This is a genomic window from Methylobacterium sp. Leaf469 (assembly GCF_001424745.1).
Lineage (GTDB): Bacteria > Pseudomonadota > Alphaproteobacteria > Rhizobiales > Beijerinckiaceae > Methylobacterium.
The window spans coordinates 283,204-306,112 of sequence record NZ_LMRE01000001.1 but is presented as its reverse complement, the minus strand read 5'-3'; the positions used below and the strand labels follow the sequence as shown (position 1 = coordinate 306,112).

The 22,909-nt window shown below is 71.1% G+C and carries 22 protein-coding genes and 1 tRNA gene; 7 read left to right on the top strand and 16 right to left on the bottom strand.

The genetic code is table 11. The features are described from left to right. The first annotated feature begins 52 nt into the window (after positions 1 to 52). The 4 genes from ASG60_RS01395 (at position 53) to ASG60_RS01380 (ending at position 2,999) form a co-directional block, all read left to right on the top strand. Complete coding sequence (locus ASG60_RS01395) at positions 53 to 1,420, top strand: glutamate--cysteine ligase (RefSeq protein WP_056384070.1); 1,368 nt, start codon at positions 53 to 55, stop codon at positions 1,418 to 1,420. Between the two features lie 119 nt (positions 1,421 to 1,539). Further along, positions 1,540 to 1,998 carry a hypothetical protein gene (locus ASG60_RS01390; RefSeq protein ID WP_056384068.1) on the top strand — a complete coding sequence of 153 codons (459 nt, stop codon included), beginning with the start codon at positions 1,540 to 1,542 and terminating at the stop codon, positions 1,996 to 1,998. Between the two features lie 101 nt (positions 1,999 to 2,099). Next, a complete protein-coding gene (locus tag ASG60_RS01385) occupies positions 2,100 to 2,345 on the top strand; it encodes a sulfurtransferase TusA family protein (protein WP_056263735.1) in 246 nt (81 codons plus the stop codon). Positions 2,346 to 2,426: 81 nt separating this feature from the next. Continuing rightward, positions 2,427 to 2,999, top strand: a complete 573-nt coding sequence (locus ASG60_RS01380) for an NUDIX hydrolase (RefSeq protein ID WP_056166792.1) — start codon at positions 2,427 to 2,429, stop codon at positions 2,997 to 2,999. Positions 3,000 to 3,127: 128 nt separating this feature from the next. On the opposite strand, the gene ASG60_RS01375 is transcribed toward ASG60_RS01380, so the two are convergent. The 13 genes from ASG60_RS01375 to ASG60_RS01315 all read right to left on the bottom strand — a co-directional run bounded on the left by ASG60_RS01375 (position 3,128) and on the right by ASG60_RS01315 (position 17,474). Continuing rightward, the gene (locus ASG60_RS01375; protein ID WP_244476545.1) at positions 3,128 to 4,561 is read right to left on the bottom strand and encodes a GumC family protein; all 1,434 of its coding nucleotides are present in this window, start codon (positions 4,559 to 4,561) and stop codon (positions 3,128 to 3,130) included. A 452-nt stretch (positions 4,562 to 5,013) separates the two neighbouring features. Further along, entirely contained in the window at positions 5,014 to 6,120 is a 1,107-nt protein-coding gene (locus ASG60_RS01370) for a glycosyltransferase (protein ID WP_056384064.1), read from the bottom strand. After that, positions 6,117 to 8,141: a glycosyltransferase gene (locus ASG60_RS01365; protein ID WP_056384281.1), complete on the bottom strand. Its 2,025-nt coding sequence runs from the start codon at positions 8,139 to 8,141 to the stop codon at positions 6,117 to 6,119. Before ASG60_RS01365 ends, ASG60_RS01370 begins: the two co-directional genes overlap by 4 nt. Before the next feature lie 141 nt (positions 8,142 to 8,282). Further along, positions 8,283 to 8,359 (bottom strand) — tRNA-Pro (locus tag ASG60_RS01360). A 102-nt stretch (positions 8,360 to 8,461) separates the two neighbouring features. Further along, positions 8,462 to 9,250, bottom strand: a complete 789-nt coding sequence (locus ASG60_RS01355; RefSeq protein ID WP_056384062.1) for a 4'-phosphopantetheinyl transferase superfamily protein — start codon at positions 9,248 to 9,250, stop codon at positions 8,462 to 8,464. Continuing rightward, positions 9,247 to 9,444 (bottom strand): hypothetical protein, encoded by a 198-nt coding sequence (locus tag ASG60_RS01350; RefSeq protein WP_156368810.1) that lies wholly within the window; start codon positions 9,442 to 9,444, stop codon positions 9,247 to 9,249. Before ASG60_RS01350 ends, ASG60_RS01355 begins: the two co-directional genes overlap by 4 nt. A 240-nt stretch (positions 9,445 to 9,684) precedes the next feature. Then, a complete protein-coding gene (locus tag ASG60_RS01345) occupies positions 9,685 to 10,557 on the bottom strand; it encodes an RNA polymerase factor sigma-32 (RefSeq protein WP_056171967.1) in 873 nt (290 codons plus the stop codon). A 238-nt stretch (positions 10,558 to 10,795) separates the two neighbouring features. After that, positions 10,796 to 11,389, bottom strand: coding sequence for a CarD family transcriptional regulator (locus ASG60_RS01340; protein ID WP_056263635.1), 594 nt, complete (start codon positions 11,387 to 11,389; stop codon positions 10,796 to 10,798). Between the two features lie 530 nt (positions 11,390 to 11,919). Beyond that, the gene (fdxA, locus tag ASG60_RS01335; protein WP_056171963.1) at positions 11,920 to 12,258 is read right to left on the bottom strand and encodes a ferredoxin FdxA; all 339 of its coding nucleotides are present in this window, start codon (positions 12,256 to 12,258) and stop codon (positions 11,920 to 11,922) included. Positions 12,259 to 12,472: 214 nt separating this feature from the next. Next, positions 12,473 to 12,778 carry an RNA-binding S4 domain-containing protein gene (locus tag ASG60_RS01330; protein ID WP_056384060.1) on the bottom strand — a complete coding sequence of 102 codons (306 nt, stop codon included), beginning with the start codon at positions 12,776 to 12,778 and terminating at the stop codon, positions 12,473 to 12,475. Positions 12,779 to 12,793: 15 nt separating this feature from the next. Beyond that, complete coding sequence (locus ASG60_RS01325) at positions 12,794 to 16,192, bottom strand: helicase-related protein (RefSeq protein ID WP_056384057.1); 3,399 nt, start codon at positions 16,190 to 16,192, stop codon at positions 12,794 to 12,796. Positions 16,193 to 16,260: 68 nt separating this feature from the next. Continuing rightward, positions 16,261 to 16,632, bottom strand: a complete 372-nt coding sequence (locus tag ASG60_RS01320; protein ID WP_082531567.1) for a hypothetical protein — start codon at positions 16,630 to 16,632, stop codon at positions 16,261 to 16,263. Positions 16,633 to 16,640: 8 nt separating this feature from the next. After that, positions 16,641 to 17,474, bottom strand: a complete 834-nt coding sequence (locus ASG60_RS01315; RefSeq protein WP_244473796.1) for a DUF3108 domain-containing protein — start codon at positions 17,472 to 17,474, stop codon at positions 16,641 to 16,643. 342 nt (positions 17,475 to 17,816) lie between these two features. On the opposite strand from ASG60_RS01315, the gene rpmB reads away from it, so the two are divergent. The 3 genes from rpmB (at position 17,817) to ASG60_RS01300 (ending at position 19,349) form a co-directional block, all read left to right on the top strand. Beyond that, positions 17,817 to 18,122, top strand: a complete 306-nt coding sequence (gene rpmB / locus ASG60_RS01310; protein ID WP_056087207.1) for a 50S ribosomal protein L28 — start codon at positions 17,817 to 17,819, stop codon at positions 18,120 to 18,122. A gap of 199 nt (positions 18,123 to 18,321) precedes the next feature. Next, on the top strand, positions 18,322 to 18,795 hold the full coding sequence (locus tag ASG60_RS01305) for a nuclear transport factor 2 family protein (protein ID WP_056384053.1): 474 nt from the start codon (positions 18,322 to 18,324) through the stop codon (positions 18,793 to 18,795). Further along, on the top strand, positions 18,792 to 19,349 hold the full coding sequence (locus tag ASG60_RS01300; protein WP_056384050.1) for a TetR/AcrR family transcriptional regulator: 558 nt from the start codon (positions 18,792 to 18,794) through the stop codon (positions 19,347 to 19,349). The genes ASG60_RS01305 and ASG60_RS01300 overlap by 4 nt, the downstream gene beginning before the upstream one ends. Here the strand turns inward: ASG60_RS01300 and cobT are convergent. From cobT to cobS, 3 genes are read right to left on the bottom strand one after another with little or no spacing between them, the layout of a single operon-like run. Next, entirely contained in the window at positions 19,346 to 21,250 is a 1,905-nt protein-coding gene (gene cobT / locus ASG60_RS01295; protein ID WP_056302782.1) for a cobaltochelatase subunit CobT, read from the bottom strand. The two genes, ASG60_RS01300 and cobT, sit on opposite strands and share 4 nt — an antisense overlap. Further along, on the bottom strand, positions 21,247 to 21,750 hold the full coding sequence (locus ASG60_RS01290) for a DUF29 domain-containing protein (RefSeq protein WP_056302781.1): 504 nt from the start codon (positions 21,748 to 21,750) through the stop codon (positions 21,247 to 21,249). The genes cobT and ASG60_RS01290 overlap by 4 nt, the downstream gene beginning before the upstream one ends. 22 nt (positions 21,751 to 21,772) lie before the next feature. Next, positions 21,773 to 22,756: a cobaltochelatase subunit CobS gene (gene cobS / locus ASG60_RS01285; protein ID WP_056171938.1), complete on the bottom strand. Its 984-nt coding sequence runs from the start codon at positions 22,754 to 22,756 to the stop codon at positions 21,773 to 21,775. Positions 22,757 to 22,909 lie beyond the last annotated feature (153 nt).

Here is a 22,909-nt window from a genome sequence, read left to right as displayed (position 1 = left end):
ACCCCAGGTCGACCGGCCTTTCATCCGACCCTATTCACCACGAGGCCAGCGCATGGCGCGCGATACGTCCGACACGACGCCGCTGACGACGCGGGATGAACTGATCGCGTGGTTCGCCGAGGGCGAGAAGCCGCCCGCGCGCTTCGCCATCGGCACCGAGCACGAGAAGGTCCCGTTCTACCGCGACGGCAACCGCCCGGTCCCCTACGCCGGGGATTCCGGTATCCGCGCCCTTCTCGAAGGCCTCGCGCGCGAGACCGGCTGGGAGGCCATCGAGGATGCGGGCCATCTCATCGGTCTCGCGGGCCAGGAGGGCGGCGCCATCTCCCTGGAGCCGGGCGGGCAGTTCGAGCTCTCCGGCGCGCCGCTGGCCGACGTGCACGCCACGGAATCCGAGTTGCGCACGCACCTCGAGGCCGCCAAGCGCGTGGCCGACCCCCTCGGCATCGGCTTCCTCGACCTCGGGATGAGTCCAAAGTGGACTCGCGAGGAAACGCCCGTGATGCCGAAGAGCCGGTACAAGATCATGGCCGGCTACATGCCGAAGGTCGGGACGCTCGGCCTCGACATGATGCTGCGCACGGCCACCGTGCAGGTGAATCTCGACTTCGCGTCGGAGGCCGACATGGTCGCCAAGATGCGCGTCGCCCTGGCGCTCCAGCCCGTCGCCACCGCGCTCTTCGCCAATTCGCCCTTCACCGACGGACGGCCCAACGGCTTCCTGTCGCGCCGCTCGGAGATCTGGCGCGACACCGATCCCGACCGAACCGGCATGCTGCCCCGCGCCTTCGCCCCGGGCTTCGGCTACGAGGCCTATGTCGACTGGCTCCTCGACATGCCGATGTATTTCGTCAAGCGCGGCGAGACCTATCACGACGTCTCCGGCGCCTCGTTCCGCGACCTGATGGCGGGCCGGCTCGCGGACCTGCCGGGCGAGCGCGCCACGGTGTCGGACTGGGCCAACCACGCCTCGACAGCCTTTCCCGAGGTGCGCCTGAAGCGCTTCCTCGAGATGCGCGGCGCCGATGTCGGCGGCCCGGCGATGATCGCCGCCCAGGCGGCGTTCTGGGTCGGGCTGCTCTACGACGACGCGGCGCTGGCCGCCGCCTGGGACATCGCCAAGGGCTGGAGCGACTGCGATCGCGAATGCCTGCGCGCCACGGTGCCGCGCCTCGGCCTCGCCGCCCGCATCGGCGGACGGCCCCTCGGCGCGGTCGCGGCGGAAGCCCTGGCGGTGGCCCGCTCGGGGCTCGCCGCCCGGGGGCGCCGCGACGCCCAGGGGCAGGACGAGACCCGCCACCTCCAGCCCCTGGAGGCCATCGTCGCCGCCGGGCGCTCGCGGGCCGAGGGCTACCTCGCGGATTACGAGGGCCGGTGGCAGCGCTCCGTCGAGCCGGCCTTCACCGAGTGCGTTTTCTAGGGAATCTGACGCGGATCCGATCGCGCTGATTGTGAAAGGCTTGACTGTGTTCGTTCGGGAACGGTTCAGGCACGATGCCGTTCATAGGGATATCTGATCGCAAGCCGGAGACGTTCCGCATGTCGCGCATCCTGTCCCTCGCCCTCGCGGGCACCACCGCCCTCGGTTTGTCGGCGGGCTCCTTCACCTCCGCCCAGGCGGCCCCGTTCCCGGCCCTCAACGCCGGCCAGATCGCCGGTGAGCGCGCCGGCGTCGAGAACGTGCGTTGGCGCGGCGGCTACGGCGGTGGCTATTACGGCGCCGGCTACGGCCGGGGTTACGGCCGTGGCTATTACGGCGGTTACCGTCGCGGCCCCGGCATCGGCGGCGCCCTCGCGGCCGGTGCGGCCCTCGGCATCATCGGCGGCGCGATCGCGGCGAGCCAGGCCCCGCGCTACGGCTACTACGACCGGGGCTATGTCGGTGCCGGTTACGGCTACGGCGCCCCCGCGTATGGCTACGGGTACGGTGCCCCCGCCTACGGCTACGCCGCGCCGGCCTACAGCTACGGCTACCCGGCCTACGGCTACGGCTACTGAGGGCGGCGGCCGTCCCGGCGGTGAACGCCGGGCTTCCATCCCGACATCACCCGTCGACGGCTCCCGGGCCGCGACGGGTTTTTTTCAGGGCGCCAGAGCTGATGCCCGCTGAACCGCCCGATCCTGTCGAACTCGACCTGTCGGGCCTGAAATGCCCGCTGCCGGTGCTGCGCACCCGCAAGGCCCTGCGGCGCCTGCCCCCCGGTGCCGTCCTGGCGGTCCTGAGCACGGACCCCCTGGCGGCCATCGACATCCCGCATCTCGTGCGGAGCGAGGGCGACGCGCTGCTGGACCAAGAGCGCCGCGACGGCGCGATTCGATTCACGATCCGGCGCGGCCCGGACTGAGGCCGCCTCATTCGTGCGCCAACGCACTGCTAAGGCCCGCGCGTCGGCCGTCCCGCATCGGACGGCGCGTGAGGAAAGAGCATGGCGCCTGTCATCCGTGGCACTCGGATCCTGCATGACGGCTGGAGCCGGTTTCTCGTCGCCGAGGTGACGATGCCGGACGGAACGCGTCTCGCCCGTGAGATCGAGGATCATGGCCGCGCCGTCGCCGTGCTGCCCTACGATCCGGTGCGCGGCGTGGCGCTCCTCGTCGAGCAGTTCCGGCCCGCGGCCCTCTACGCGGCCGGGACCGAATCCCTCTTCGAGGTTCCGGCCGGCCTCCTCGACGAGGCCGATCCGGAGGAGGGCGCGCGGCGGGAGGCCTACGAGGAGGTCGGCGTGCGCCTCGGGGCCCTGGAACGCATCGCCTGCGGCTGGAGCATGCCGGGCATCTCCACGGAGCAGATGGACCTGTTCCTCGCCCCCTACGGCGCCGACGACCGCTCCGGTCCGGGCGGCGGCCTCGACGCCGAGCACGAGAACATCACCGTGCACGAGATGGATCTCGCCAGCCTCAGCGCCATGAGCGACCGGGGCGAGATCACCGACATCAAGACCCTGCTCCTCGTCTACGCCCTGCGCCTGCGCCATCCCGACCTGTTCGCGGCAGCCTGAGGGGGCCTTCCGGCGCGGCGCCGGTCCCTGAGCGGGTCCGCGTCGGCAAGCCAACGTGAACCTGCTTAGCTCTCTGATCTGTCGCTGGTTTTCGACGCAGAGCCGGTGACCACTCTTGTGAAACCCGCTCAGGCGTCGACGGCGCGGAAACTCCGGGCGCCGACGGGTGCGGCGGGGCTGCGATCCATCGCGTCACGGCGGTCGCGGCTGGCGCCCCGCAGCAGGGCGAGGCCGGCCCCGAGGGCGAGGCCGAGCGCCAGGGAGACGGGCAGGATCACCTTGGGCGAGGGCGGCCAGCTCCGCAGGCGCGCCGGGGTCGCGGCCGAGATCACCCGGACGTTGGAGCTGTTGAGGCGCTCCTGCTCCGAGGTTTCCCGTGCCCGCTTGAGGAAGGTCTCGTAGACGGCGCGCCGTGAGTCGAGCTCGCGCTCCAACTCGCGCAGGCCCACGTTGGCGCGGTCGTTCCCGGAGGTCTCCACCTTGGCCCGGTCGAGGCTCTTGCGCACGGCGGCTTCGGTGGCGGCGGCCCGGTCGTAATCCTTCTGCGAGGTGTCGATGATCCGCTCCTTCTCGCGCTGGATCATGCGTTGGAGATCGCGTTGCTGGGCGAATTGCTCGGCCATGGCCGGGTGGCGCTCGCCCAGCCGCGTCGCGAGTTCGGCGGTGTTGCGGGACAGGCTGGCGTAGGATTGCCGCAGGTTCTGCATCTCGGTGGATTGCAGCATCTCCGGCAGGGAGGTGCCGGCCTCGCCCGCCCGCATCCGCCTGGCTTGGTCGAGGCGCGACTGGGCTTCGGCGGTGCGGATCGTGGCGGTGACGAGCTGCTGGTTGAGGTCGCTGAGCTGCTGGTCGCTCAGAAGACGGCCGCTGGTGGTGACGAGCTTGTTCGCCTCCCGGTACCTCACCACCTTGCCCTCGGCCTCCTCCACCCCGCGCCGCAGGCTGGTGAGGCGGCCCGAGAGGGCGTCCGAGGCCCGCCGCGCCGCGTCCATCCGCGCCCGGGCTTCCTCGGCGAAGTAGGCGTCGCCGATGGCGTTGGCGATGCGTGCCGATTTCTCCGGGTCGAGGGTCTGCACGTAGACGTCGATGACGAAGGTCCGCTCCGCCCGGCGCACGCCGAGCTTCGTCCGCAGGGTGTCGAGGGCGATGTTGACCGGGTCGCGGCTCGCCGGCGGCGGATCGAGGCCGAGGAGTTGCTTGACGCCGATGACGACGGGGTTCGTCGAAGGGGTCCGGACGAATTCGTCGTCGGTGGCGAGCTTGAGGCGTTCCACCACCCGGCCCAGGACGCTGTCCGACTGGATCACCCGCGCCTGGCTCTCGGCGATGGAGACGCCGCTGTCGGCCTGCGGCGACCGGGTGGTGAGGTCGTTGGCGATGACGGAGAGATCGGTCGGATCGACGAGGATCTGCAGGACCGAGGTGTAGGCCGGCTTCAGCAGACCGAGGCCCGCGACCGCGAGGGCGACGGCGATCACGCCGGCGAGCACGATGAGGCCGACGCCCCGCCGGAGCCGGCGCAGGATGGCGGCGGGCTCGGGCGCCGAGGACGGGCGCTCCATCGCGATCGGTTCCCCGCGTATCGTAGTCCCGAAGTCGAACATCGTCCCGTCTCCCGACCGTCCCGCTTCCGGGGTGTCGCCCCGCCCTCGCTCCGCTTCATCCGGGGAACGACCGTACCGATTTGGCACAGGCGCTCCCGTCGTCGACGTGGATGCGGGGTGGTTCAGCAGCGGGCGTGCCAGCCCGCACCGTCCCGGTTTCGCGTCGTCCCGGCTTCGCGTCGGCCGAACCGGAACGGGTGAGCGTCGCCTCGCGGACGGGCCTCACGGAGCCGTCCGCGGCACCGGTAAACCCTACGAACCCCCCGGTGTAGAAGACGCTATCGCGACGCCGACCTCCACGGAGATTCCTGTGGGGAACCTCGATGACAGGGGGGTATGATTACCGAACTCTGCCCGAATCCCGCATGCGACCCCGTGGCTCGGTCCGGCCGGGGGGGGCAGGCGACCCCTCAGGAGGCCGGAACGACGCCGTCCGGCGCGTCCGCGTAGGCCGCCGTCCCCTGGTCGAGGAAGCTGCGGAAACGCGCCGCGTCGGCGGTCGCGAGACCGTTCCAGCGGGCCACGTTGGCCCGCGATGCCCGCGCCGCCTCGGGCAGCCGCGTCCGCGCCCAGGCGGCGATGCGGGCGGCCGTGCCCTCCGGGTCGTCCGGCGCGACGAACAGAGCGGAGTCTCCCAGCACCTCGGAGAACACCGCTCCCTCGGGGGCGACCACGGGCAACCCGCCGTGCTGGACCTCGAGGAGGGGCAGCCCGAGGCCCTCGGCCTTCGAGGTGGACAGGAGAAGGTGACAGCTCTCGGCGAGGCGGCGCAGGCCGGCATCGTCGACGTAGCCGTGCAGGGTGAGGAAGGCGGGCGGTGCGTCGAGGAAGGCGTGGCGGCCCCAGCCGACCCGGCCGACCACGTGCAGTTCCGTGCGGATGCCGGCGGCGTTCAGGGCCGCCACGATGGCGAGGGCGGCCGGATAATCCTTGCGCGGTTCGATGGTGCCGATGGCGAGGATGCGCAGGGGGCGGGCCGGATCGTAGGCCGCCGTCCGCGCCAGATCCGCGAGGCCGAAGACGTCGCGTACCCCCGGCCGAAGCAGCGCCACGAGGGCATCGCGCCGGCACACGTCCCGCACCGCCAGCCCGGTGGTGCGCGAATTGACGAGGAAGCGGCGTCCGAACCGCATGGCGAAGGCGAAGCTCGGTGCCATGTAGAGCCGGCTCTTCCAGCTCAGGTCCTCCGGCCGGGTCAGCAGGAAGGTGTCGTGGACGTAGGTGACGCAGCGGGTGCCGAAGGCGATGCTCAGGGGGCTCGGCGGGAAGCCGGGGAAGACGAACAGCGCCGAGCGGTCGGCGAGCGCCCGTGCCGGCAGGCCGAGATGCTGGGCCAGCATCATCCCGGGTACACCGCCGCTGCGCACGGAATGGACCTCGTGCGGGGCGAGGTTCGCGGCCGAGAACAGGTCGAGGGCGACCCGCTCGATCCCGGTGACGTGGCCGCGCAGGTTGCTCAGGTCGAGATAGACCCGGCGCGGCGCCGGCGTCGCCGTCAGGGCGAGGGCCGCACTCATCGCGCGCGCCGCGAGGGGCTGGCGAGAAGACTGCCCACGTACAGGACCCGGCGAATCCAAAGCGGCAGGTCCCGGCCGAAGACGGCGCGCTTGGCCCGGCGCAGGAGGCGGATCGGGGCGGGGGAGGGGCCCGGCACGGTCCCGGTCTCGCCCGGATGACGCACCCGCGCGAAGGCGAACCGGCCGAGCATGGCCGGCGCGAAGCGCAGGCGCCCGTCGGCGGGCGCCGGGATCAGGCCCTGTGCGACGAGGACGTCGTTGAACCGCAGGGCGGCGGCGGCATGGCTGAACCGGCCCTCGAAGGCGATCCGCGCCTGCGCGCCGAGGCGCCGGCGCCGGGCTTCGTCGGCGATGAGACCGGCGAGGGCGGCCGCGAGGGCGCCGGGCTCCTGCGGGACGAGGACGCCCGAGACGCCGTCGATCACCGCGCTGGTGAGTCCGGAGGCCCGGTAGGCCACGGTGGGAAGTCCGCACAGCCCCGCCTCCACAGGGGTCTGTCCCAGGGTCTCGTTGAGGCTGGCGGTGAGGTAGATGTCGCAGGCGCCGTACCACGCCGCCAGACCGGCCTCGTCGCCGACGGGACCGGCGGCGAACAGGTCGGGCAGGCCGAGGGCGTCCGGATCGTCGAGGCGTCCCACGGCGACGAAGCCGACACCCGGCCGCGCGACGCGGCGCAGGGTGGCGACGAGGTCGGCGAACCCCTTGCCGGGGGCGTCGGCGATGACGGCGGCGAACATCACCAGCACGCCGTCGACGGGCAGGCCGAGGCGTCGGCGCAGGGCCGTCCGGTCGCCGGGCCGGAAGGCCCCCGTGGGAAACGCGAGGTCGATCCGGGCCACGGCGGTGCCGGCAGGCGCGTTGGCACGGGTGTACTCGTGGGTCCAGGCCGAGTTGGTCAGGAGCAGGGGGCCGCCGGGACCGGCGAGGTACGCCCGCTTCTCGGCATGGACGCCCGCGATCCGGGACGGTGCGAGGTAGGGGTACTGCGTCGGGGTTGGGCAGCCCGCGTCGCAGCCCGTGGCGAGGCGGGTGCAGTCGCACGGGAAGGCGCAGCGCCCGGTGATGGGGAACAGGTCGTGCATCACGACGGCGACGGGAAGGTGTGCGGCGAGGCGCGCGAGGAGGCCGAGCCGGCGCGTCGCGCCGTGGATGTTGCCGACGAGGAGGAGATCGTAGCCCCCGTCCCGGATCGCCGCCTCGGTGCGGGGGAAACGGTCCTGCCACTCGGCTCTCGGCGGCACGGCTTCGTCGAACAGCCGCAGGCCCGTCACCCGATGCCCCGACAGCGCGAGGGCTTCGGCGAGGCGGCGATGGGCGATGCCCGCCCCGCCGCCGGCGCCCTGGTCGGTGAGGGCCGCGATGGCGAGGCCGGCGGGGTGCGGGGGTGGGACGTGACCCTCCGGCGCGCGCTGGAGCAGGACCGGGCGCCCGACCCGCGCCAGCCGCAGCCCCGTGAGGCGCGGCCACAACGCGGCGACCGGGGACGGATCGGCGAGGTCGAGGCCGCCGGCCGCGTGGATCGCCGCCCGCGACAGCAGGCATTCGCCGCCGGTGAAGGGGCCGAGGCGTCCGGCCGGAACCCGGCCGTCGAGGGGGCCGGGCGCCTGCGCGACCGCATCGAGGCCCAGAACCGTTTCGCCGAACACCACCCGCAGGCCGGTGACGACGTCCGCCGCCGCGAGGGACGCCTCCAGGGCGAGGGACGTGAGGGCGCCCGGCGCCAGGAGGTCCCCCGCCCGCAGGACGAGGACGAAATCCACGGACGGATCGGACAGCAGGGCGGCGACGCGGGCCGTTGCCTCGGGTCCGGGCGGGACGTGATGGTGCTGGAGCGGCCGGTAATCCTGGCCCGCCACGGAGGCGTCCGTGCCGACGAGGCCGGGCGCGCCGGGGGGCGACGGCGTGAGGATGTGTAGATTCGGCCAGGGCCGTCCGTCCGGAAGGGTCGCCGGAACGGCTCCGTCCTTGGCTCGTGGCCCGAAGGGCCACCCGGCGACGCCATGGCCATCGTGTTCGCGCATGACGACGGTCACGTCCGTGATGGGGTGCCGCCGAGACCTCGACACGCTGAACCAGCCCCAGCCTTTAGCCGAGGGTGGGAGGAATTCATGAAGAATTGCTTGTGCTCTCTGAGCCGGGAAGACCGCTCTCCCGGGGAGAGCTGGTCGGAGTGGCAGGATTTGAACCTGCGACCCCCACGTCCCGAACGTGGTGCGCTACCAGACTGCGCTACACTCCGAAGGCCGGCGCGCTGCGCCGACGAGCGGACCTATAGCGAGGCCGACGGCGGCCTGCAAGCGGATCGTTGCCCGGCTGCGCGCTTTCTTCGATGTGCCGACGGTCAGGTGCCGATCCGGTCGGCCCAGTCGGGCGACAGGGCCGCCAGGGCGATCGCCGCCCGGGGAATCGCGAGGGCCACGGCGCCGACCGTGCCCGGTGCGGGCGCGAGGGCGGCCAGGGTCCAGGCGGAGGCCGGCCCATCCGCATCGTCGACCTCCAGCAGGGCCGCAGGGGCGGGTGGGACTGCGACGGCGAACCCGTTCAGTGGCCGCGACAGGCCCGCCCCCACCGCCTTCACGAAGGCTTCCTTGGACGTCCAGCAGGCATAGAACGCGGCCTCCCCGTCGGATCCGTGCGCTTCGAGGGCAGCGACCTCGCGGGGATGGAAATGGGCGCGGGCGATCCGCAGGGCATCGGGCATCGGCCGCGGCACCTCGATGTCGACCCCGATCCGCCCCGTGGGCGAAAGGGCCACGAGGGCGTGCTCGCCCGAATGGGACAGGTTGACGTCGAGGCGTCCGGCCTGCGCACCGGCGAGGCTCGGCCGTCCGAACGCGGAGACCGAGAAGGACAGGGTTCGCGCCTCCGCCTCCAGGGCGCCGGCCAGGAGGAGGCGCAGGGCCGCGTGGCTCGCGATGAAGCGATCCCGGTCGCGGGCCTGCAGGAACCGGTCGGCGCGGAGCGTCTCGTCGCGGTCGAGGAGGGCGAGGCAGGCGGCGCGGCGTGCGGCGTCGAGGCGAAGGCCTGCATGCCAGACGATGGCGCCCCCGGGCCAACCGGGCTCACGGACTGGCCAATCCGAGACCGGCCAATCCGAGACCGGGAATGCGCTTCCGGGAGGACCCGTCACCGCCCGCGCGAGACGGGAAGTCGTCGTGGCGTGTCGCGACGGCTCACGGCGACGAGGATCAGCAGATACCCGATCTCCACCACGGCGAGGGCGCCCACGAACAGGCCGATCGCGGCCTGCACCGACAGGCGGTGGTGAAGGGAGACCAGCAGCACCGCCGAGGCTGAGAGGGCGATCAGGGTCGGCAGGACCATGATCGATTTCCAGGGGAGGGGGTCTCGGTCGTTCATCGGCTCGATCACACTTCCGTGCCCGAGCGTAACGCGACCGCCGCGGGTAGCGAAAGATGCCGGATCGATAAAATTGTACCGAACCTCACGCTGTTGCGTGGGTGTCACATTCAGAAACGAAAACGGCGCCGCCCCGGATATCCGACCCGACGCGACGCCCAGATCCAACCGATATGCCTCGTGCCTACGAGAGCTCGAGAGCCGTCAGGCGTAGACGTTGCCCGCCGTCTGCGGGAATCGCTCGGCGAGGGCCCGGCGCAACTTCTCCAGGGCCCGGTTCTCGATCTGGCGCACGCGCTCCTTCGAGATCCCGAGGCGCAGGCCGAGGGCTTCCAACGTCGCCTGATCCTCGGCGAGACGGCGCTCCTTGAGGATGCGCAGTTCGCGCTCCGACAGCACGGCCAGGGCTTCGTTGAGCCAAGTCAGGCGGCGCTCGCCGTCGACCTGGGCCGAAACCGTCTCGTCGGGCAGGGCCGCGCCGTCCACGAGGAAGTCCATCCGCTCGGACGAGGCCTCGCTCTCCTCGCCGACGGGGGCGTTGAGGGACATGTCGGGCCCCGACAGGCGCGCGTCCATGAGGGCGACATCCTCGCGGGAGACGCCGATGGCAGTGGCGATGCGGCGGTGGATCTCGTCGCCGACATGCTCCTCGGTGGATTGCATGAGGCGGGCACGGAGGCGCCGCAAATTGAAGAACAGGGCCTTCTGGGCCGAACTCGTGCCACCGCGAACGATGGACCAGTTACGCAGGATGTAATCCTGGATCGAAGCGCGGATCCACCATGTGGCGTAGGTCGAGAACCTGACCTCCCGCTCCGGCTCGAACCGGGCAGCGGCCTCCATCAGACCGACATGACCTTCCTGGACCAGATCCGCCATCGGCAGGCCGTAGTGGCGAAAGCGGCCCGCGATGGCGATGACGAGGCGCATATGGGCCTCGATCAGGCCGTGCAGGGCGCGCTCGTCGCGCTTGTCCTTCCAGCGGACGGCGAGGCCGCGTTCTTCGTCCCGGGCAAGGAAAGGCGCTTCCATCGCCGTGCGTATGAACTGACGCCGTATCCCAGCGATGTCCGCCATCCCCGCCTCCGCCTCGTTGAAACGTTCGCTTCTGCCGCAAGATCGGAACGTCCCAGTCGGGGGCGAACACACAGTCTTTGCGTGGCGACTGACAACGGAGGCGTCGCGGCGATTGTTCCCGCATCGCGCTTTGGTGAATACAGATCCGCGCAGGGGCAGCCGGGGTCGATACGAAAAAGCCCGGCGCTGCTGCGCCGGGCCCGGATCTTAGTATCGATTCAGATGGCGCGGATGCGGCTCAGGCCGCCTCTTCCTGGATCTCGTCGGCCTCGGCCTCACCCTCGGCTTCCGCCTCGCCCTTGGCGCGGCGCGGCGACTTCGCCAGGCTCTGCTCGATGAGCTTGAGGGCCTCGGTCTCGGTGATGCGGTTCACCGAGGAAATCTCGCGCACGATGCGATCGAGGGCGGCCTCGTAGAGCTGACGCTCGCTGTAGGATTGCTCGGGCTGGGCCTCTGAGCGGAACAGATCGCGCACCACCTCGGTCACCGAGAGCAGGTCGCCCGAATTGATCTTGGCCTCGTATTCCTGGGCCCGGCGCGACCACATGGTGCGCTTGATCCGGGCGCGGCCGGTAAGCACGTCGAGGGCCTTCTTGACGAGCTCAGGCTCGGCGAGCTTGCGCATGCCGACGCTGTTGGCCTTCGCGGTGGGCACGCGCAGGACCATCTTGTCCTTCTCGAACGAGACGACGAACAGCTCGAGCTTGTACCCGGCGATCTCCTGCTCCTCGATGGCGGTGATGCGGCCGACACCATGCGCCGGATACACGACCGCTTCGCCGGTCTTGAAGCCTTGCCGGCCCGTTGCCGTCGTCTTCTTGGCTGTGGTCATGCGAGAAGCGCCTCCAGAACATCGCGCGGAATCGATCGCCGCGCCGAACCGTAACTCCCGGGGTGGGTCACCCGGCCTCAGCCCCTTGGCCGGAAGCCGATCCTCGAAAGAGGCCGGACCCACGGATTCCCGGGCTAGCCGACACAGCGCAACGAAAGACCGTCCGCCGAAGGCGCCACGCGCCTCCAGCGGTCGATCGCATGCGACCTCGTTTTCTCAAGCTTGCGAGAGAGCCATCTGTCGAGGGCCGGAGGCAGCACGTCGGGCACGAACGACGGCAGGCCACAGGCATAGCACAATCGTGCCGCCGAATCAAAGGATTGCCGGCGCAGGCTCACCCGGCGTCCAACGCGAATCCCCGGCGATCGCATCGCTTTGACGCAGGCCGGGACGCGCGAGCGGCATCGGGAGCGGCAAGCAGCGAACGGTTCGACCCGGCATCCGGCGCAGTCTCCCGGGCGCGACGATCCACCCGGCGCCATGGGCGCGGCAGGCGGTCGAAGCCGGTTCTCGTTCGTCCTCGACGCGCGTCAGTCGCCTTTGCCGGGGCTCGCCGAGAAGTGCGCCTCGAACTTGCCGGCGACCCCGTCCCACTCCTTGGCGTCGGCGGGGGCGTCCTTCTTCTGGGTGATGTTCGGCCAGGTCTTGGCGTAGTCGGCGTTGACCTTCAGCCAGGTCTCGAGGCTCGGCTCCGTGTCGGGCTTGATCGCCTCGGCGGGGCATTCCGGCTCGCACACGCCGCAATCGATGCATTCGTCTGGATGGATGACGAGCATGTTGTCGCCTTCGTAGAAGCAGTCCACCGGACACACCTCGACGCAGTCCATGTACTTGCACTTGATGCAATTGTCGGTGACGACGTAGGTCATGGGGCCTTCAGTCCTCGATCCGCGCCGGCCCGGACCGCGATGGGGAAACCCCACCGACCCGATGGCCTTGCAAATCCGTTGACGCTTTGGCTGGTGCGGGTACCCGCTCCGCCTGATGGGGCAGGCTCTAGACCCTGGCCGAAGGGCTGACAAGCGCGGCAACCCGGCCCTGCGCAGTCGACGGCACCGGTGTCGTACGGGGGACACGGGGTGTTCAGCCCGGCGGCGTGTCGACGACGGTCGTATCCAGGGAGGCCGTGTTGAGATCGGCATAGAGTGTCTGGGCTTCCGGCGCACCGCCGCGGCGTTCGCCGAGGTCGAGCACCCGCACCAGGGCGGTGGTGTGGGCCGCCGCCACGGTGACGACGTCGCCCACCGCGATGGCGGTGGCCGCCGCGTCGGCCCGACGTCCGTTCACCCGGACGTATCCCGCCTCGACGAGGCCCGCCGCGAGGGTGCGGGTCCGCGCGAAGCGCGCGAACCACAGCCATTTGTCGAGACGCTGGCGCCCCGGCTTCATCGAGTCACGGGCGCCTCAACGCTTGTTGCCCTCGCCCGCCTCGAGCTGCGCCTTGAGGGCGGCCAGCTTGGCGAAGGGCGAATCCGGGTCCGGGGCCCGCTCGCGGCGCTGCGGCCGCGGCTCGTCGCGCGGCGCCGCACGGGGTTCGTCGCGCCGGTCGGGACGGGTCCGGCCCGGCTCGAAGCGCTCGCGGCGCTGGGGACGACCGTTCTCGGGCCGTCCACCCTCGCGGCGTCCGCCCTCCGGACGCTCGCCGCCGGGGGCACCACCACGCGGGCGTCCCTGACCGTCGGACGCACCGGCACCGGCCTGACGGCGCTGATCCGGCCGACCTTCGCCGGGGGCGCGGTTGGGAGCCGCCCCGTCGCGGTCGCGACCACCGCCACGCGGGCGGTTCTGACGCGGGGCGCTACGCTGCTGGCGCTGAAGCCGCCAGACCTCGACGGTGACGATCTCCGCCGCAGCAGCCTCGTCCTCGGCGCCTTCGCTCGTTGCGTCCTCGCCCTCGACGCCGTCGGCCGACACGGCCTCGGTGGGGTGCTCGGCCGCGTCGGCGAGGCTGGCGGCCTCGGCCACGGGCTCGGGGGCCGGCTCAATGGTCTCGGCAGTCTCTGCCGAAGTCGTTTCTACCGAAGTCGTCTCGGGCGTGGTCGCTTCTTCCGAGGTCGCTTCTTCCGAAACCATCGCCGGCTCCGGTGCGGTGGCTTCGATGGGGTTCTCGATCAGGGGCGTCGCCACGGCGTCGGCCGTCGCGCCGGGCTCGATGGCGGCATCCACGGCCGTGGCGCCGTCGTGGCCCTCGGCCGCCTGAGCGGCTTCACCCTCTGCGGTGGGGGCATCGTCGTTCGCGGCGCCGTCCCCAGTCGTCGCGTCGGCCGCGTCATCGGCCGGCACGCTCACCTGTACGGGCTGGGTCGAAGCCGCGGGCAGCAGCGGCACGGTGATGGCCGGGCCCGGACGGGTCTCCGGGGCGTAGCCGAGCGACTTCAGGATCGAGGCGAAATCCTCGCCCGAGCAGCCGACCAGCGAGGTCATGCCCACGGTGGCCACGAAGGCGTCGCCGTCGGCGGTGCCGGCGGGCGCCTCGCCCGGCGTGGTGCCGGGGCGGTAGGCGATGGCCGGGCGGATGAGATCGGCGAGGCGCTCGAGGATGTCGACGCGCACGGCGCGCTCGCCGCACACCCGGAAGCCGGCGGCGCGGTAGAGGCCCTTGGCGATCTCGGGGTCGACCTTGATCGAGGTGCGGCCGGAGCTCGCAAGATGCGCGATCTCGTCGAGGCCGCGCTGGTCGAGGCCGCCGTTCTTGAGGGCCCAGAGCTGGGCCGCCAGGGTCCGGGGCGCCGGCTTCAATAGGGCCGGCAGGAAGATGTGATAGGCGCCGAAGCGCACGCCGTGGCGGCGGAGCGCCCCGCGGCCCTCCTGATCCAGGGTGCGCATCTCGTGCATCACCTTGGACCGTTCCAGGACGCCCAGCGATTCGACCACCTGATAGCCGATGCCCTTGGCGAGGCCCGTGAGGTCGGCCGCTGTCTCGATCTCCATGAGCGGCCCGAGGAGCCGCACCACGTGGGCCTTGAGCCAGGCGGTCAGCCGGCCCTCGACCTTGTCGCGGGCGGGGCCCGTGAGCTGCTCGTCGGCCAGCAGGCGCACGTGCGGCTCAAACAGCTTGTCGCCGGGCGTCAGCTTGGCCACCGGGTCGCCGGTCCAGCGCACGACGCCGTCGTGGCTCAGCACCAGGGACGCGTCGGCGGCGGCCGAGAACCGCTCGGCGCGGGCCTCGATCTCGCCGGCGAGCGCCTTCTCGGCCGCGCTGCGCAGGGTCTTGGCCTCATGCCCCTCCGCGCCGGGGTCCGGGACGAACTGGAAGCCATGCAGATGGCCGACATGCTGTCCCTCGACGGTAACGTCCCCGCCGGCGGTGATCTCAGCTTCCAACATCGTATTCTCTCTCAAGCGCCGCATCAGGACGCTGGTACGCCGGTCGACGAAACGACTTGCAAGGCGTTCGTGCAGGGCGTCGGACAGCCTGTCCTCTACCCGACGCGTCTCGCCCTGCCAATGCACCGGATCGATGAGCCAATCCGGCCGGTTCGCCACGAAGGTCCAGGTCCGCCCCTGCGCGATGCGCTGGGAGAGCGCGTCGATGTCGCCGTCGGTGCGGTCGATCATCGCCACGTGCTTGGCGAACCAGTCGTTGGGAATGCGCCCGGCCATGCCCCGCATGAGGAAGCGGAACAGCTGGGCGACGAGGTCGGCATGGGTCTGGGGATGGACCTTGCGGTAGTCCGGCACGCCGCACACGTCCCACAGCCGCTTCACCGTGGCGGGTGTGGAGGCCATGTCGCGGATGTCGTCCTCGCGCATGAGGATCTCGAGGGCCGACTGGTCCTCGCCCATGGGGGCGCGGGTGAGGCCGCGCTCGCGCGGGTGCTCGTCGAGGCTCGCCTGCAGGGCCTTCAGCGACGAGAAGTCGAGGTCCGGGTTGCGCCATTGCAGCACCCGCAGGGGCTCGAAATCGTGGGTCTCCAGGGCCTCGATCATCTCGGGCTCGAAGGGGGCGCAGCGCCCCGTGGAGCCGAAGGTCCCGTCCGAGAGGTGGCGCCCGGCCCGCCCCGCGATCTGCCCCATCTCGGGGGGCGTGAGCTTGCGAAAGCGCGTGCCGTCGTACTTCCAGTTCGCCGCGAAGGCGACGTGGTCGACGTCGAGGTTGAGCCCCATCCCCACCGCATCCGTGGCGATGAGGTAATCGACCTCGCCGGACTGGTAGAGCTCGACCTGGGCGTTGCGGGTGCGGGGCGACAGGGCGCCGAGCACCACCGCCGCGCCGCCGCGCTGGCGCCGGATCAGTTCGGCGATGGCGTAGACCTCCTCGGCCGAGAACGCCACGATGGCCGTGCGCCGGGGCAGGCGCCCGAGCTTCTTCTCGCCCGCGAAGGTCAGCTGCGACAGCCGGGGCCGCGTGGTGGTGTGGACGCCGGGGATCAGCGACTGCACCAGGGGCAGCATGGTCGAGGAGCCGATCAGCAGGGTCTCCTCGCGCCCGCGCTGGTGCAGCAGGCGGTCGGTGAAGACGTGGCCCCGGTCCATGTCGGCGGCGAGCTGGATCTCGTCGATGGCCACGTAGGCGACGTCGAGGTCGCGCGGCATCGCCTCGATGGTGGAGATCCAGTAGCGCGGCCGGTCGGGTTTTATTTTTTCCTCACCCGTGACGAGGGCGACCTTGTCGACCCCGACCTTGGCCACCACCCGCAGGTAGACCTCGCGCGCCAGCAGCCGCAGGGGCAGGCCGATCATGCCCGTCGGGTGGGCGAGCATCCGCTCGATGGCGAGGTGGGTCTTGCCGGTGTTGGTCGGCCCGAGCACCGCCGTGACGCCGCGTGCGCGGGCCTGCGGGGGGAGGGAGGGGCGGAGCATGGGCGCGGGGCGGTCCCTTCGGCGAGACAGGCCGGCGACGGTGAACGTGTCGCGCGGGAAAGGCCCGATCAGTCGCCCCGGCGTGGGCGATGTGGCGGTCCACGCTCATATGGGGCGCCGGCCCCGGTTCCGCCAAGGCCATCGGGGCCAGGTCGGCCCGCGTCGTAACCGCCGCCCGGGTCGTATCCCCCCGGACCCGCACCGCCGAGGCCCGGCACGCCGTAGATCTCGATCCGGGTCCGGGACGGTGGCGCCGCGAGGTCGGCGCAGAGGGTGTCGGGCATGGCCGTGAGCGGCCTGCCCCGGGGGCGGCGCCCCTCCACCACCTCGGCCGAGGAATAGGCGTCGCCGCCGCACCCGGAATCGTCGGTGTTCAAGGGGGCCGCCGCGGCGGGGCCGGCGGCGAGCAGGAGGGCGAGGACGGGACGGAAGCGTCGCATCCGCAGGGTCAGCGCTGCTCGCCGAGGCTCGCGAGGGTGCCGGTCGTGGGCGCCCCGGCCGTCGTCGTGCCGCCGCTGCGGTTCCAGCGCGTCGCCTCGATGATGTTGGTGCCGATGGTGGTGCGCACGGAGATGCGGATCGGCAGGAGCACGCGGGTGCCCTCCACGGGCGCGAGCCACACGGACATGTCGCGGTTGTCCTCCATGAACTTCACCCCCGGCCGGTCGGGCCGGTGACCCGCGATGGCCTGGTAGCGGGCGTTGCAGACGAGGATCGGCCCCGAATAACCCGGCTTCTCCACCGTGCGGGTCTCGCCGTAGCTCAGCACCACGTCGAAGCGGGTGGCGCCGTCGAAGACCGGCAGGGTGCGGTTGCAATTGGCCGGGTCGATGAGCTCGCCCCGGGCCACGGCGGGCATCATCAGGGCGCTCGCCGGATCGATGACGCCGCGCTTGTTCTCGGGCGTGATCGGCACGCGGTCGCCCATGTCGACCAGCGGCGGGGTGATTTCGGCCTGGGTGACGGTGCCGCGCGCCAGTGCCATCCGCACGGCGATGCCGGAATTCGAGGTCTTGGTGGAGATGGCGAAGGCGCTCGGCTGCGGGCCGGTGGCGATGAGGCCGCTGGCGCGGGCCGAGCCCATGCCGCCCGTCACCGCGCCGACGAGGCCCGTGAGCCGGGCCGACACGTCCATGCGGTAGCGCGTGCTCTCGAAGGCCCCCGTCACCTGGGCGGTGCCGATGGGGATGCCGGCGAGCGCGATGCCGTAATCGACGGTGACGTTGGCGGGGGTGGCGGCGGACGCCTTGGGGCGCGCCTGAACCGGCGCCGTCGCGACCATGAGGGCGGCGAGAACCGCGAAGGAAAGGCTGGCGCTGGGGAAACGCTGGGCGCACATGGCTGGGAACTCGGGGTGCTGCGAGGATGCCCGGTCGAGACGCGGCCGGGTCCGTAGTCCCGCATCGTCCGCTCCCATGGTTAACACATCGTTGGACCCGTGCCAGCTTGACCGTGCCGAGGCTGAAAAAGGCCGCGATGCCTTGACGCCTGGGGTACCCTTCCCCTATAGGCTCGCGCCTTCAATGAGAACGCCGCTCCACCGGGCTTGGCGTGCGTGAGACCCATTCGCGGGTGTCCCGCCATCGCCCTGTCGGACATGCGGAACGAACCGGGAAGTTTGATTATGTCGCGCCGTTGCGAACTCACGGGCAAAGCCGTGCAGACCGGCCACCTCGTGAGCCACTCGAACCGCAAGACCAAGTGCCGGTTCCTGCCGAACCTGTGCCAGGTCACCCTGCAGTCGGACGCCCTGAAGCGTCGGGTGCGCCTGCGCGTCACCGCCCATGCCCTGCGCTCCGTCGAGCACCGTGGCGGCCTCGATGCCTTCCTCATCAAGGCGCGCGAGATCGAGCTGTCGCAGACGGCCCGCCTGATCAAGCGCGAGCTGCACAAGAAGCTCGCCGAGGTCGAGACCCCCGTCGCCGCCTGAAGGCCGACGGGCCGGCCCCTGAGCCGGACCAGACATCTCAGTCGAAGCCGTCGCCCGCTTGAGTGCGGGCGGCGGCTTCGTCGTGTCCGGGGTGTCTCCGGTCGCGCGCGGGTGGGGCGCCGCGACCCGGATTGACGCGGCTCCGACCGGATTGTACCGATCGGTACAGCGCTGGCGAATCGGCGCGCCAGGAGTTCGCATGTCCGACGCCCGTCCGCCCCTGCCGCCCTTCACCCGCGAGGCCGCGATTCAGAAAGTCCGCGCCGCCGAGAACGGCTGGAACGGACGCGACCCCCACAAGGTCGCCCTGGCCTACACGCCCGACAGCCGCTGGCGGAACCGCTCGGAGTTCTTCACCGGGCGCCCCGCCATCGTGGCGTTCCTCGAGGCGAAGTGGGCGCGCGAGCACGAGTACCGGCTGATCAAGGAGCTGTGGGCGTTCACCGAGAACCGCATCGCCGTGCGCTTCGCCTACGAGTTCCACGATGCCGCCGGCGCGTGGTTCCGCGCCTACGGCAACGAGAACTGGGAGTTCGACGCCAACGGCCTGATGCGGATGCGCCACGCCAGCATCAACGATCTGCCCATCACCGAGAACCAGCGTCTGTTCCGCTGGGCGGCGCCCGGCCCGCGGCCGGAGGATCACCCGGGGCTCACCGAACTCGGGCTGTGAGCGCCGCGGCCCCGGGCGCGCGGGAGGCGGCGATCCCGGCGCTCGCGGAGGTGTTTCGCGAGCATGGTTACGCCGGGGCCAGCCTCGCCCTGCTCGGTGCCCGCGCGGGGCTCGGCAAGGGCAGCCTCTACCACGCCTTTCCCGGCGGCAAGGCCGAGATGGCGGACGCCGTCCTCGACAGCATCGGCGCCTGGTTCGAGGCGGAGATCTACGCAGCCCTGCGGGACGATCCCGACCCCCGCGCCGCCATCCGGCGCATGCTGTCGGAGACGGATGCGTATTTCCGCTCGGGGCGACGGGTCTGCCTCGTCGGCGCGCTCGCCCTGTCGGAGGGGCGGGACCGATTCGGGATGCGGATCGCGGGGTATTTCGCGGCGTGGCGGGATGCCCTTACGGGAGCGCTGCACCGCGCCGGCCGGGCGGAGGCCGAGATCCTGGCCGAGGACGCCGTCCTGGCGATCCAGGGCGGCCTCGTCCTGGCCCGCGCCCTCGATGACCCGCACGTGTTCGGGCGGCTTCTTGGCCGCCTGGAACGTCGCCTGTGCGGGGTCTAGCGCCGCCCGCCCGCGCGTGAGGCTTTGCGCCCGCCGTTGCCCGCATCCTCCTCGAACAGCTCCGCCAGCTTCTCCGTCATCGCGCCGCCGAGTTCCTCGGCGTCGATGATGGTCACGGCGCGGCGGTAGTAGCGGGTCACGTCGTGGCCGATGCCGATGGCGAGGAGCTCGACGGGGGAGCGGGTCTCGATGTCCTCGATCATCCAGCGCAGGTGGCGCTCGAGGTAGTTGCCCGGATTGACCGACAGGGTCGAATCGTCCACCGGCGCGCCGTCTGAGATCACCATGAGGATCTTGCGCTGCTCCGGCCGGGCGATGAGGCGCTTGTGCGCCCAATCGAGGGCTTCGCCGTCGATGTTCTCCTTCAGCAGCCCCTCGCGCATCATCAGCCCGAGGTTCTTTCGCGCCCGGCGCCAGGGAGCGTCGGCGCTCTTGTAGACGATGTGGCGCAGGTCGTTGAGGCGACCGGGCGCGTTCGGCTTCGACGCGGCGAGCCACGCCTCGCGCGATTGCCCACCCTTCCACGCCCGGGTGGTGAAGCCCAGGATCTCCACCTTGACGCCGCAGCGTTCCAGGGTCCGCGCCAGGATGTCGGCGCAGGTGGCCGCCACGGTGATGGGCCGGCCGCGCATGGAGCCGGAATTGTCGAGCAGCAGGGTCACGACGGTGTCGCGGAAGTTCGTGTCCTTCTCCTGCTTGAAGGAGAGGGGCTGGAACGGGTCCGTCACCACCCGCACGAGGCGGGCGGGGTCGAGCTGGCCCTCCTCGAGGTCGAAATCCCAGGCGCGGTTCTGCTGGGCCAGGAGCCGGCGCTGGAGCCGGTTGGCGAGGCGCCCGACCACGCCCTGCAGGTGGGCGAGCTGCTTGTCGAGGTAGGTCCGCAGGCGGGCCAACTCCTCGGCGTCGCAAAGGTCCTCGGCGTGGATCACCTCGTCGAAGCGGGGATTGAACACCTTGTAGTCGGGGCCGCGGGCCTCGTTGCCCCGAGACGAAGGCGGCCGCCAAGCCTCCGAGGCCTCCTCCGATTCGGCGTTCTCGGCCTCCTCCGGCAGTTCGCCGGACGGGGCGTCGGCCGATTCGGTGGCGCCCTCCTGGAGGTCGTCGGAGGCCTCTTCCGACACCTCCATCTCGGCGCGGTCGCCCTGCGACTGCTCCTCGGCCTCGCCCTCGCTCGGGGTCTGCTCGTCGTCCTGGGACTCGCCCTCGTCGTCGTCGTTGTCGTCGTCCTCGGGGTCGAACGGCGTCTCGTCGGCCATGTCGAGGGAGCTGAGGAGGTCGCGCACGGAGCGGGCGAAGGCGCGCTGGTTCTCGAGTGCGCCGATGAGCCCGTCGAGGTTCGGCCCAGCCTTGTCCTCGATATGGGCGCGCCAGAGGTCGACGATCTTCTGCGCCGCCGGCGGGGGCGCCTGGCCGGTGAGGCGCTCGCGCACCATGAGGGCGACGGCGTCCTCCATGGGGGCGTCGGCCCGGTCGGTGATCGCCTCGTACTTGCCGCCGCGATGGTAGCGGTCCTCCAGCATGGCGGAGAGGTTCGAGGCGACGCCCGACATCCGCCGCGCGCCGATGGCCTCGACCCGGGCCTGCTCGACGGCGTCGAACACCGCCCGCGCGCCGGAATTCTCGGGCGCCAGACGGCGATGGACGGCCACATCGTGGCAGCCGAGCCGAAGCGCCATGGAATCGGCGTTGCCGCGCAGGATCGCCACGTCGCCGGGCGTCAGCTTGCGCGGCGGTTCGGGCAGGCGCGCCTTGTCGCCGGTCAGCGCCGGCCGGTCGCTGGCATAGACCACCTCGACCTCGGCCCGCTTGGCGATGGCGCGCAGGCAACCGGCCACCGAGCGCTTCAGCGGTTCGGCGACGGGCTCGCGGCGTTCGCCGGCTTTGCGGTTGGAGATGCTCACGGGCGCTGCTTCTTCACCGAGTCAAAATCGAAGGGCCGGTTCAGGATGTCGTCCCATTCGTAGGGGCATTCGGGGGGAAACTCATCCGGCGGGAGGTGCGTCTCGTCGGACGCCCACTCCCGTGCGTCCGGGTAGGCGTTGCCCAGAGCCTCGTCGATGCGCGACTTCAGACCGGGGTTGCTCGCCAGAATGCGCTCGTAGCGGCGACGCTGCTCGCGGATCGAGAAGATCCAGCTCGGCGTACGGTGCTCGGGCTGCTGATCCCATTTGAGCATGTGCATCACGAGGACGCGCAAGGCGCTCTGAAGCTTGCCGAACTCGCTCTCGGACAAGCTCTCCAACTCCTCGGCGATATGATCGAGATCGAGCGCATCGACCCGCCCGGCACGGAGAAGCGCGACCTGCTCCTGCACCCAGGTGTAAAGGTCGTCCTCGTAGCGCGTCCGGCCGGGGACCACCTCCCCCGTACGCGGTCCGCCCTTCACAGCCGGCTCGCCCATCGCGTCCTCCGCCAAAGATTCCCTAGCTCAGGGCCACGTTCGAGGCGCTCTCGGGCAGGTCCTTGCCGAAGGCGCGCTGGTAGAACTCCGCCACGAGGGTGCGCTCCAGCTCGTCGCACTTGTTGAGGAACGTCACCCGGAAGGCGAAGCCGATATCCTGGAAGATGTCGGCGTTCTCGGCCCAGGTGATGACCGTGCGGGGGCTCATGACCGTCGACAGGTCGCCGTTCATGAACGCATTGCGGGTCAGATCGGCCACGCGCACCATCTTGCTGACGATCTCGCGGCCGCCGTCGCGCTGGTAGTGCAGGGCCTTGGACAGGACGATGTCGACCTCGCGGTCGTGGGGCAGGTAGTTGAGGGTGGTGACGATGGACCAACGGTCCATCTGGCCCTGATTGATCTGCTGGGTGCCGTGATAGAGGCCCGAGGTGTCGCCGAGGCCCACGGTGTTGGCGGTGGCGAACAGCCGGAAGGCCGGGTGCGGGCGGATGACCCGCTTCTGGTCCAGCAGGGTCAGGCGGCCGGAGAGTTCGAGGACGCGCTGGATCACGAACATCACGTCGGGCCGGCCGGCATCGTACTCGTCGAACACCAGGGCCACGTTGTTCTGCAGGGCCCAGGGCAGGATGCCGTCCTGGAAAGCAGTGATCTGCTTGCCCTCCTGCAGCACGATGGCGTCCTTGCCGACGAGATCGATGCGCGAGACGTGGCTGTCGAGGTTGATCCGGATGCAGGGCCAGTTCAGGCGGGCGGCGACCTGCTCGATATGGGTCGACTTGCCGGTGCCGTGATAGCCCGTGACCATGACGCGGCGGTTGCGGGCGAAGCCCGCCAGGATCGCCAGGGTGGTCTCCCGGTCGAAGATGTAGTCCGGGTCGAGGTCGGGCACATGCTCGTCGGTCTTCGTGAAGGCCGGAACCATGAGGTCGAGGTCGATGCCGAAGGCCTCGCGCACGGAGACGGTCCGGTCGGGCAGCGAGGCGGGCGAGACGTCAGAGAGCATACGGGACCTCGTGGAGCGGGCGCCGGCGGGACCGGAACACGCGGGGGCTGTGTCGGGCGAGAGGGGCGCGACGCGCGCGGAGCCGCTTTCGCCCCGTCATCTAGGGGACGGCGCCGGGGGACGCCAAGGGTGGATGCCACACGAAAGAGACGT

Coding starts and splice junctions, on each gene's coding strand:
- ASG60_RS01385 (WP_056263735.1), top strand. CDS start 2,100: ATGCCCGCTGAACCGCCCGATCCTGTCGAACTCGACCTGTCGGGCCTG.
- ASG60_RS01365 (WP_056384281.1), bottom strand. CDS start 8,141: ATGCGCGAACACGATGGCCATGGCGTCGCCGGGTGGCCCTTCGGGCCA.
- ASG60_RS01340 (WP_056263635.1), bottom strand. CDS start 11,389: ATGACCACAGCCAAGAAGACGACGGCAACGGGCCGGCAAGGCTTCAAG.
- fdxA (WP_056171963.1), bottom strand. CDS start 12,258: ATGACCTACGTCGTCACCGACAATTGCATCAAGTGCAAGTACATGGAC.
- ASG60_RS01350 (WP_156368810.1), bottom strand. CDS start 9,444: ATGGTCCTGCCGACCCTGATCGCCCTCTCAGCCTCGGCGGTGCTGCTG.
- ASG60_RS01380 (WP_056166792.1), top strand. CDS start 2,427: ATGGCGCCTGTCATCCGTGGCACTCGGATCCTGCATGACGGCTGGAGC.
- cobS (WP_056171938.1), bottom strand. CDS start 22,756: ATGCTCTCTGACGTCTCGCCCGCCTCGCTGCCCGACCGGACCGTCTCC.
- ASG60_RS01375 (WP_244476545.1), bottom strand. CDS start 4,561: ATGGAGCGCCCGTCCTCGGCGCCCGAGCCCGCCGCCATCCTGCGCCGG.
- ASG60_RS01320 (WP_082531567.1), bottom strand. CDS start 16,632: ATGCGACGCTTCCGTCCCGTCCTCGCCCTCCTGCTCGCCGCCGGCCCC.
- rpmB (WP_056087207.1), top strand. CDS start 17,817: ATGTCGCGCCGTTGCGAACTCACGGGCAAAGCCGTGCAGACCGGCCAC.
- ASG60_RS01315 (WP_244473796.1), bottom strand. CDS start 17,474: ATGGTCGCGACGGCGCCGGTTCAGGCGCGCCCCAAGGCGTCCGCCGCC.
- ASG60_RS01290 (WP_056302781.1), bottom strand. CDS start 21,750: ATGGGCGAGCCGGCTGTGAAGGGCGGACCGCGTACGGGGGAGGTGGTC.
- ASG60_RS01330 (WP_056384060.1), bottom strand. CDS start 12,778: ATGAAGCCGGGGCGCCAGCGTCTCGACAAATGGCTGTGGTTCGCGCGC.
- ASG60_RS01395 (WP_056384070.1), top strand. CDS start 53: ATGGCGCGCGATACGTCCGACACGACGCCGCTGACGACGCGGGATGAA.
- ASG60_RS01390 (WP_056384068.1), top strand. CDS start 1,540: ATGTCGCGCATCCTGTCCCTCGCCCTCGCGGGCACCACCGCCCTCGGT.
- ASG60_RS01370 (WP_056384064.1), bottom strand. CDS start 6,120: ATGAGTGCGGCCCTCGCCCTGACGGCGACGCCGGCGCCGCGCCGGGTC.
- ASG60_RS01325 (WP_056384057.1), bottom strand. CDS start 16,192: ATGCTCCGCCCCTCCCTCCCCCCGCAGGCCCGCGCACGCGGCGTCACG.
- ASG60_RS01345 (WP_056171967.1), bottom strand. CDS start 10,557: ATGGCGGACATCGCTGGGATACGGCGTCAGTTCATACGCACGGCGATG.
- ASG60_RS01305 (WP_056384053.1), top strand. CDS start 18,322: ATGTCCGACGCCCGTCCGCCCCTGCCGCCCTTCACCCGCGAGGCCGCG.